At 67.1% G+C, this 8,888-nt stretch carries 5 protein-coding genes; 4 read left to right on the forward strand and 1 reads right to left on the reverse strand.

Annotated elements, in window-relative coordinates:
- Window positions 1-44 precede the first annotated feature (44 nt).
- The 4 genes from ORK51_RS06220 to ORK51_RS06235 all read left to right on the forward strand — a co-directional run bounded on the left by ORK51_RS06220 (window position 45) and on the right by ORK51_RS06235 (window position 5,694).
- Window positions 45-2,282, forward strand: a complete 2,238-nt coding sequence (locus tag ORK51_RS06220; RefSeq protein WP_266084549.1) for an ATP-binding protein — start codon at window positions 45-47, stop codon at window positions 2,280-2,282.
- Complete coding sequence (locus ORK51_RS06225; protein ID WP_019184186.1) at window positions 2,279-2,752, forward strand: response regulator; 474 nt, start codon at window positions 2,279-2,281, stop codon at window positions 2,750-2,752. Before ORK51_RS06220 ends, ORK51_RS06225 begins: the two co-directional genes overlap by 4 nt.
- Window positions 2,745-5,174: a hybrid sensor histidine kinase/response regulator gene (locus ORK51_RS06230; RefSeq protein WP_261996870.1), complete on the forward strand. Its 2,430-nt coding sequence runs from the start codon at window positions 2,745-2,747 to the stop codon at window positions 5,172-5,174. Before ORK51_RS06225 ends, ORK51_RS06230 begins: the two co-directional genes overlap by 8 nt.
- Before the next feature lie 139 nt (window positions 5,175-5,313).
- The gene (locus tag ORK51_RS06235) at window positions 5,314-5,694 is read left to right on the forward strand and encodes a response regulator (protein ID WP_070427419.1); all 381 of its coding nucleotides are present in this window, start codon (window positions 5,314-5,316) and stop codon (window positions 5,692-5,694) included.
- A gap of 15 nt (window positions 5,695-5,709) precedes the next feature.
- Here ORK51_RS06235 and ORK51_RS06240 read toward each other — a convergent pair whose 3' ends face one another.
- Window positions 5,710-8,592: a hybrid sensor histidine kinase/response regulator gene (locus ORK51_RS06240; protein WP_266084550.1), complete on the reverse strand. Its 2,883-nt coding sequence runs from the start codon at window positions 8,590-8,592 to the stop codon at window positions 5,710-5,712.
- Window positions 8,593-8,888 lie beyond the last annotated feature (296 nt).

Below are 8,888 nucleotides of genomic sequence, written 5' to 3' on the forward strand. Positions count from 1 at the left end.
CATTCGTGCGGTGGCCAGTACTGGTAAAGATCAGGAGTCAATGAATGTCCTCGAGGAATTCCGGCGCAAGCGCCTTGGATCTGTCCAGCTGCGCGCGTGAGCCGATCCGTACCCCCGGTGCCATCCAGCCGTACGGATTGATCCTGGTCCTCGATCACACGACATTGACGGTCAACGCCCGCGCGATGGCCGAGCCGGGCCTGCTGGAGGCGCTTGGCGATCCGCTGGGCCAGCCGCTGGAGCAGGTGCTGGCCGGCACTCTGGCGCCATGCAGGCCGGTGCTGGAGGCATTGCAGGAGGGTGCCTCGCATTTCCTGGGCGCGCACCCGGTGGGCACGGCGGGCAACCACCACACCGTGGCCCACCGGATCGGTGATGACGTCATCATCGAGCTGGAGGCCCCGGTGCCGGGCGAACCGGGCTCGCTGGAGGACCTGTATCCCTCGATCCGCCGCTTCATGGCCGCCATCGAGCACGCGCCGACGACCCAGGCATTGTGCGAACTCGCTGCCACGCATATCCGCGAGCTGACCGGCTTCGACCGCACGATGATCTACCAGTTCGACAAGGACTGGAACGGCGCGGTGGTGGCCGAGGACCGCAACGACGTGTTGCCCTCCTACCTCGACCTGCGCTTCCCGGAATCGGACATCCCCGCCCAGGCGCGCGATCTGTACCGGCAGAACCGCGTCCGCCTGATCGCCGACAGCCATTACACCCCCGTGCCGCTGGTGCGCGTACCGGCCCTCGCCGATGCGGCGCCCATCGATCTGGGCCCGGCCATGCTGCGCAGCGTCTCCCCGGTGCACCTGCAGTACATGCGCAACATGGGCACGGGCGCCTCGATGTCGGTCTCGGTGCTGTCCGAGGGCGAGCTGTGGGGCCTGATTTCCTGTCACAACCAGGTCGCCCGCCGGGTGCCCTACCACGTACGTACGGCCTGCGAGTTCATCGGTCAGATCCTGTCGCTGCAGATCGCGGTGAAACAGCGCGCGGTCCTGGTCGAAGAGCGCATCGCACGCCGCGCGATCCAGGTCCGGCTGCTCGGGCGGATGGCCGGTGACACCGACTTCATGGCCGCACTCGGCCGCGACCAGCAGAGCCTGCTCGCGCTCACCCAGTCCACCGGCGCGGCAATCGTGCACCGTGGCGAGTGCATCCTGCATGGCCAGTGCCCCGGCCAGCGCCACGTGATGCAGCTGGTGCAATGGCTGACCGCGCAACAGATCGAGGGCGACATTTTCTGCACCGATACCCTGCCGCTGGACTGGAAGGAGGCCGAAGCCTTCGCCGGCGTGGCCAGCGGCGTGCTGGCCATCTCGATCTCGCAGATCCACGACAGCTTCGTGATCTGGTTCCGTCCCGAAGTGGTCCGCACCGTGCGCTGGGGCGGCGACCCGCGCAAGGAAGAGACCGGACAGCCCCTGTCGCCGCGCACTTCCTTCGAGGGCTGGAAGCAGACCGTGCGCCAGCAGTCGCTGCCCTGGAACGACGTGGACCGCGATGCTGCGCTGGAACTGCGCACGGCCATCGTGGATATCGTGCTGCGCAAGGCCGAAGAGATGGCGGCATTGAACGAGCAGCTGTTGCGCAGCAACAAGGAACTCGAAGCGTTCTCCTACTCGGTGAGCCATGACCTGCGCGCCCCGTTCCGGCACATCGTCGGTTACTCGGAACTGCTGTGGTCCTCGGCCGGCGAAAGATTGAACGATTCAGAAAAGAGATTTCTCGACACCATCGTGGAGTCGGCAAAATCGGCTGGGACCCTGGTCGATGACCTGCTCAGCTTCTCGCAGATGGGCCGCTCGACGATGGGCCAGATCGCGATGGACATGACCGCCCTGGTGGAAGACGTGCGCCACAAACTCGACATGGAGTACGCCGGGCGCGCCATCGACTGGCAGATCGCGGGGCTGCCCAAGGTGCAGGCCGACCCCGGCATGCTGCGGCTGGTCTGGCAGAACCTGCTGGCCAATGCGATCAAGTTCACCCGCGACACGCCCGAACCACGCATCGAGGTCGGGCATGAACGCAACGACACGGAGGACATCTTCTTCGTGAAGGACAACGGCTGTGGTTTCGACATGCGCTACGTGGACAAGCTGTTCGGCGTGTTCCAGCGGCTGCATCACGTCGATGAGTACGAAGGCACCGGTATCGGCCTGGCCAACGTGCACCGCATCATCACCCGCCATGGCGGCCGGACCTGGGCGAAAGGCCAGGTCGGCGCCGGCGCGACATTCTATTTCACCATTCCCTTTGTTACTGGAGACCACCTATGAGAGATCTGCGACCGATCCTGCTCGTAGAAGACAACCCGAAAGACGCTGAATTGACCATGGCCGCGCTCGCCCGCTGCCAGTTGCTCAATGACGTGACCCATGTGCGCGACGGCGTGGAAGCGCTGGAGTATCTCCGCTGCCAGGGGCGTTATGAAGGGGCCATGCATGGCGGCCCGGTGGTCGTGCTGCTGGACCTGAAACTGCCCAAGCTCAACGGGCTGGAAGTGCTCAAGGAAATCCGTACCGACCGTGCGCTCAGCAGCACCCCGGTGGTGATGCTGACCTCCTCGCGCGAAGAGCAGGACCTGATCCGCAGCTACGAGCTGGGCGTCAACGCGTTCGTGGTCAAGCCGGTGGACTTCAAGGAATTCCTTGAAGCGATCCAGGGCCTGGGCATGTTCTGGGGCATCACCAACCAGCCGCCACCGCACGGCACGCTGTTCGGCGGGAAGAGTAGACACGATGGCTGAGGCCGCCACAGCAAAGACCATCAGGATCCTGATGGTCGAAGACAGTGCACTTGATGCAGAACTGATCACCGCGCAGCTCAAGCGCGCCGGGGTGCCGTTCACCGCCGAGCGCACCTGGTCGCACCAGGGCATGCTCGATGCCCTGACCACGACGCCGTTCGATGTGATCCTGGCCGACCACGTCCTGCCGGGCTTCGATGGTGACGCCGCGCTCGCCCTGGCCAGCGAGATCGCCCCCCAGATTCCCTTCATCTTCGTCTCCGGCACGCTCACCGAAGAACTCGCAGTGCAGGCGCTCAAGCGCGGTGCGCGCGATTACGTGGTCAAGTCACGCCTGCAGCGCCTGCCCGATGCCGTGCTCCGGGCCATCGGCGAAGCGCAGGAGCGCCGCCGGCTGCAGCGCGTGGAGGCCGAGCTGCATGAGAGCCACCAGCGGCTGAGGCTGATCACCGATTCGCTGCCGGCGCTGATCGCCTACTTCGGTCACGACCATCGCTACCGCTTCGCCAACAACGCCTATGTCGAGTGGCACGGCCGTACGCCGGAGAGCCTGATCGGCCGGCACACCCGCGAGGTGATCGGCGAGGACACCTTCAACAGCATCCAGCAGCACCTGGACCGGGTCCTGCTCGGTGAGAAGGTGAGCTTCGACCTGCTCTCGCTGCGCAGCGATGGCACGCCCCGCCACGCGCAGGTGGACTGCGTACCCGAGCTGGCGCCGGACGGCGCGGTGCTCGGCTATTACGCGATGGCGCGCGACATCAGCGAGCTCAAGCACGCGCAGGCGCTGCTCAGGGCCAACAACGAATCCCTGGAACGCCAGGTCGACGAGCGGACCTCGGCGCTGCACCGCAGTGAAAGCCGACTGCAGGCGCTGTTCGAATCCAGCTTCCAGCACCAGAACCTGCTGACCCTGGATGGCCACATCATCGACACCAATTCGGCGTCGCTGGCGGCCATCCTCGCCAACAAGGAAGACGTCCGCGGCAGCCTCTACTGCGAGTCTGCCTGGTTCGCCGATACCCCCGGGGTACCTGGCGTGGTCTGCACGGCCATTCTCGAGGCGGCGGCCGGCACCGCCTCTCGTCATGAGCTGGAGCTGCGCCTGCCCACCGGCAAGCGGACCTTCGATTTCTCCTTCCGCCCCTTGTTCGACCATCAGGCGCGGATCACCGCGGTCGTCTCCGAAGCGGTGGAAACCACCGCGCGCCGGCAGGCCGAAGAGGCGCTGCGGCACAGCCAGAAGATCGAGGCCGTCGGCCAGCTGACCGGTGGCATCGCGCACGACTTCAACAACATCCTGACCGTGATCGCCGGCAACATCGAATACGCCAAGATGCTGACCGACCGCCTGGGTGACGCTGCGGGCAATTCCTCGCGCTCGCTGGACAACGCGATGAAGGGCGTGATGCGCGCGGCCAACGTCACCCAGCGCCTGCTGGCGTTCTCGCGCCGGCAGCCGCTGAAGAACATGCCGGTGGACCTGAACGAAGAAATGCGCGGCATGCAGGACATGCTCAAGCGTTCACTGGGCGAGCTGGTGCAGATCGACATGCTGCACAGCCCGGATATCTGGTGCGTGGAGATCGACCCGAACCAGCTGGAGGCCTCCATCCTCAACCTGGCGGTCAATGCCCGCGATGCCATGCCCGGGGGCGGGCGCCTGACGATCGAGATCGACAACATCCATCTGGACAAGGACTACGCAGCGCAGCACCCGGATGTGCCGCCCGGCCAATACGCCATGATCCGGGTGCGCGACAGCGGCCAGGGCATGTCCGCCGAGGTGATGGGCCGGGTGTTCGAACCGTTCTTCACCACCAAGGAGGTCGGCCGCGGCACCGGGCTGGGCCTGTCGATGGTGTACGGCTTCGCCAAGCAGTCCGGTGGCCATGTGCTGCTCGACTCCATCGAAGGCAGCGGCACCACGATCACCCTGCTGTTCCCGCGCTCGGCCTCGGCCCTGCCCGGCACCCGCCAGGCCGAGGCGCAGGAAGCCAACGCCTACGAGGTGGAGGAGGAAACCACGGTGCTGGTGGCCGAGGACAATGACGATGTCCGTGCCTACACCGTGGATACCCTGCGCCAGCTGGGCTACCGCGTGCTCGAAGCGCATGACGGACCCTCCGCCCTGCGCCTGCTGGAGCGGCCGGACGTGAGCGTGGACCTGCTGTTCTCGGACATCGTGATGCCGGGCATGTCCGGCTGGGCACTGGCCAAGCAGGCGATCGGCCGGAAACCGGGGCTGCGGGTCCTGTTCACCTCGGGCTATCCGCGCGATATCGACGCAAGCGGCACGGTCGGCCGGACCATCGCGCTGCTCGCCAAACCGTTCACCCGCACCGATCTGGCCCGCTCGATCCGGGCCTCCCTGCAGGACGAGAGCCCCGCCCAGGGCGGTGAGACCTTGGACCGAGGGTAATGAAGGAGGCTGCCGTCATCGGCGCCTCCCGGGGATCATGACGCCGGGCTGGCGCGCGATGCACGGCCGGCTAACGCGCGCGGGCGCTAAGGTGGAGCTCCGCACAGGTGGCAGCATGCCACGAGGATCCGCGCCCGCAATGACTGCTGCCCGTTCCCACCCACGATGCCGCGTGCTTCTCGTCGAAGACGATGCGCCCATCCGGGAGATGACCAAGGACATCCTCAACGACGATGGCTTCGAGGTCCTCGACGTTGCCGACGCCGAGGCCGCTCTGGGGTGCCTCAGGCATGACGGCCCGTTCGACCTGCTGGTGTCCGATGTCGGGCTTCCCGGAATGGACGGCCGCGACCTGGCCACGATCGCCACCACGCTGCACCCGGCCATGCCCATCCTGCTGGTCACCGGCTATGCCGGGGCGGCCGGGGCCCGGCCGGACTTTCTCGGCGAGGACATCAAACTGCTGCGCAAACCCTTCACGCTCAAACAGCTGGTGAGCTCGGTCAGGTCCCTGCTCTGAGCGCAGCCAACACCGTCACTGGCTGCTGCCTGCAGTCGCCAACAGCGCGCGCGCACGCCGCTCCAGTTCGGCAGTGGTGAAGGGTTTGGTCAGCACTTCCATCCCCTCCTCCAGCTGCCCGGCGCCCACCGCCGCCGACGCCGCATAGCCGGTGATGAACAACACCGGCAGCCCGGGCCGCACCTGGCGCCCTGCATCGGCGACCTGCCGGCCATTGAGCCCGCCAGTGAGGCCAACATCGGTGATCAGCAGGTCGATGGGCTGCCCGGAGTGGAGCAGCTCGACCGCCTGGCCGCCCTCCGGCGCCTCCAGCACCCGATAGCCGGCGCCGCCCAGCACCTCGCTGAGCAGCGCGCGGATCGCCCCCTCGTCTTCAACCACCAGGATCGTCCCGACGCTGGGCGTGGATGTGGCGGGCGCATCCTGCTCGGTCTCCTGCACCGCATTGGCCGCGGTTTCGCCGATGAAGCGTGGCAGGTACAGCTCCACCGTCGTGCCCTGGCCGACCTGCGAATCAATCCGCACCTGGCCGCCGGACTGGCGGGTGAAGCCATAGATCATCGACAGGCCCAGGCCGGTGCCCTGCCCGATCGGCTTGGTGGTGAAGAACGGCTCGAAGACCTTCTCGATCACCGCCGCCTCCATGCCGGTTCCGGCGTCCTTGACGGCCAGCCGCACGTAATCGCCCGGGGGCGTATCCAGCGCTGCCGCAGCCTCGCCCTGCAACGTCACGTTCGCCGCACTGATGATCAGCGGGCCGCCCTCGGGCATGGCATCGCGGGCATTGATGCACAGATTCAACAGCGCATTCTCCATCTGCGGCACATCCACCAGCACCGACCATGGATCCGAATCGAGCTGCGTGGCGATCGCGATCGACGGCCCCAGCGTGCGCGAGATGATGTCCAGCATCCCGCGCACCAGGGCATCGGCCACCACCGGCGTCGGCGCCAGCGTCTGCCTGCGGGAGAAGGCCAGCAGCCGCTGGGTCAGCGCGGTGGCGCGCGACGCGCTGGACTGCGCCATCTCCAGGTACCGGCCCACATCATCGTAGCGACGCTGATCGATGCGCAGCTCCAGCAGCTCCAGGCCGACCGAGATGGCGGTCAGCAGGTTGTTGAAGTCATGCGCCAGGCCGCCGGTCAACTGGCCCACGGCCTCCATCTTCTGGCTTTGCCGCAACCGCTCTTCAGCCACCTGCAGCTCGGCGCTGCGCGCCTGCACCCGCTCTTCCAGGGTCAAGGTCAGCTCGCGCAGCTGGTCTTCGGCCAGGCGCCGCTCGGTCACGTCCGAGGCAGTGCCGAACCATTCGGTGATCTCGCCGTTGCCGTCCAGCAGCGGCACCGCGCGCATCTGCACCCAGCGCACGCTGCCATCGGCGAGCAGGCTGCGGTGTTCCAGCGCCAGCGGCTCCCGCTGCGCCAGCGCGCGGGCGATCGCCTGCTCCAGCAGGCCCAGATCCTCCGGATGTACGTAGCGCTCTTTCCAGTCGCTGAGCGCGGGCAGGCTGTCGTCCTGCGCGACCGGTCCAGTGGCCAGAATCTGGCGCATCTCGCGCCAGTCGGCGGTGACCGCATAGAGCGACTGCGAGGAGGCGCTCACCAGCGCGCCGAGGCGTCGCTCGCTATGGGCCAGTGCATCGCTGGCGCGGCGCTCTTCTGTCCGGTCGCCCAGCACCTTGACGAAGCCCAGCGCGGCGCCATCTTCATCGCGCAGCACGGTCATGGCGCCGCTGGCCCAGAACCGCCCGCCGGATTTGCGCGCCAGCCAGCGCTCACCGCTGACCCCGCCCGATGCGATCGAGACGCTCTGGTTGTGGCGCAGGCGGTCGGCCAGGATGTCCTCCTGGGTATAGATCCGCTCCACCTTCTGGCCCAGCATCTCGGCCTCCGTCCAGCCGAAGATGTGCTCGGCGCCGGCATTCCACAGGGTCACGTTGCCCTGCAGGTCCGAGGCGACGATCGCGTAGTCGCTGGCACTGTCGATGATCTGGCGATTGCGCGCCTCCACCTGCCGCATCGTGCGCTGCAGCTCGATGTGGGAGGTGACATCCAGGCCCTGCACGAACACGCCGGCAGTGCTGCCGTCTTCGCCGGCCACCGGCTGGAAGACGAGATCCAGCAGGCGCCGGGCCGATGAGGGATCGGACGGGAACGGCGCGTCGTAGACCATCTCGCTGCCGATGTACGGCTTGCCGGTGCGGTACACCTCGTCCAGCAACGGCATGAAACCCTGGTCGACGATTTCCGGCAGCGCCTCCCGGATCGACTTCCCGAGCACGTGGCGGTTGCCGACCAGGCGTTGGTAGCCCGGGTTGGCCAGCTCGACGCGATGCTCCGGCCCGCTGAGGAAGGCCATGAACATCGGCGACTTGTCGAACAGCGCGATCAGGCGCTCGTTCTCCTTGGCCAGGCGCTGCTGCGCCACGATGATGCTGGTCACCTCGTTGGTCACGCAGAACGCGCCGCCGACACTGCCATCGTCCAGGAAGATCGGCGAGAAGGAGAATGTCCACCAGGTCTCTTCAGGCACGCCTTGGCGGCTCATGGAGACCGGCAGGTTCTCGTAGCGGGAGGACCCGCCTGCGAAGGCAGTCTCGATCGGTGCGCGCACGGCGTCCCACGCATCCGCCCACAGCTGCCTCAGCGGCGCCCCCAGCGCCCCCTCCAGGCGCGGCCCCAGGATCGGGCTGTAGGCATCGTTGAAGAAGAATGTCAGGTCATCGCCCCAGACCACGTACATGCTCTCGGGCGAGGCCAGGATCAGGTTGACCGCATTGCGCAGCGCACTGGGCCACTGGTCGATCGGGCCCACCGGCGTCGCCTGCCAGTTCCATCCACGCACCTGCTCGGCCATCGGGCCGGTGCTGCCGGGAAAACGCCCCACCCCTGCACTCATGCGCGCTGCTCCAACACGGCCGGGGCACGCGCGCCGCGCAGCCGCGCGACAGACCAGGGAAGGACAGACATCATCGGGTCACCGAACCTTGAACTGAAAGGCATCGCAGCAGCAGGGGGAACGGCAGGCAGCGGTCGGCCGGCCGGTAGGGGGAGAGCAATTTAATCCACGCGGGGCCAACTCCATGTCAACGCCCGCAGCCGTAACGGACCGCTGCCCACGGCCACGGATTGTCCCGCGCCACGGGCGGCGGGTACAGCCCCGGCCGCTCAGCGCCGCACTGCAGCCCGGCCTGC

The organism is Stenotrophomonas sp. RIT-551, assembly GCF_026241915.1.
GTDB lineage: Bacteria > Pseudomonadota > Gammaproteobacteria > Xanthomonadales > Xanthomonadaceae > Stenotrophomonas > Stenotrophomonas bentonitica_A.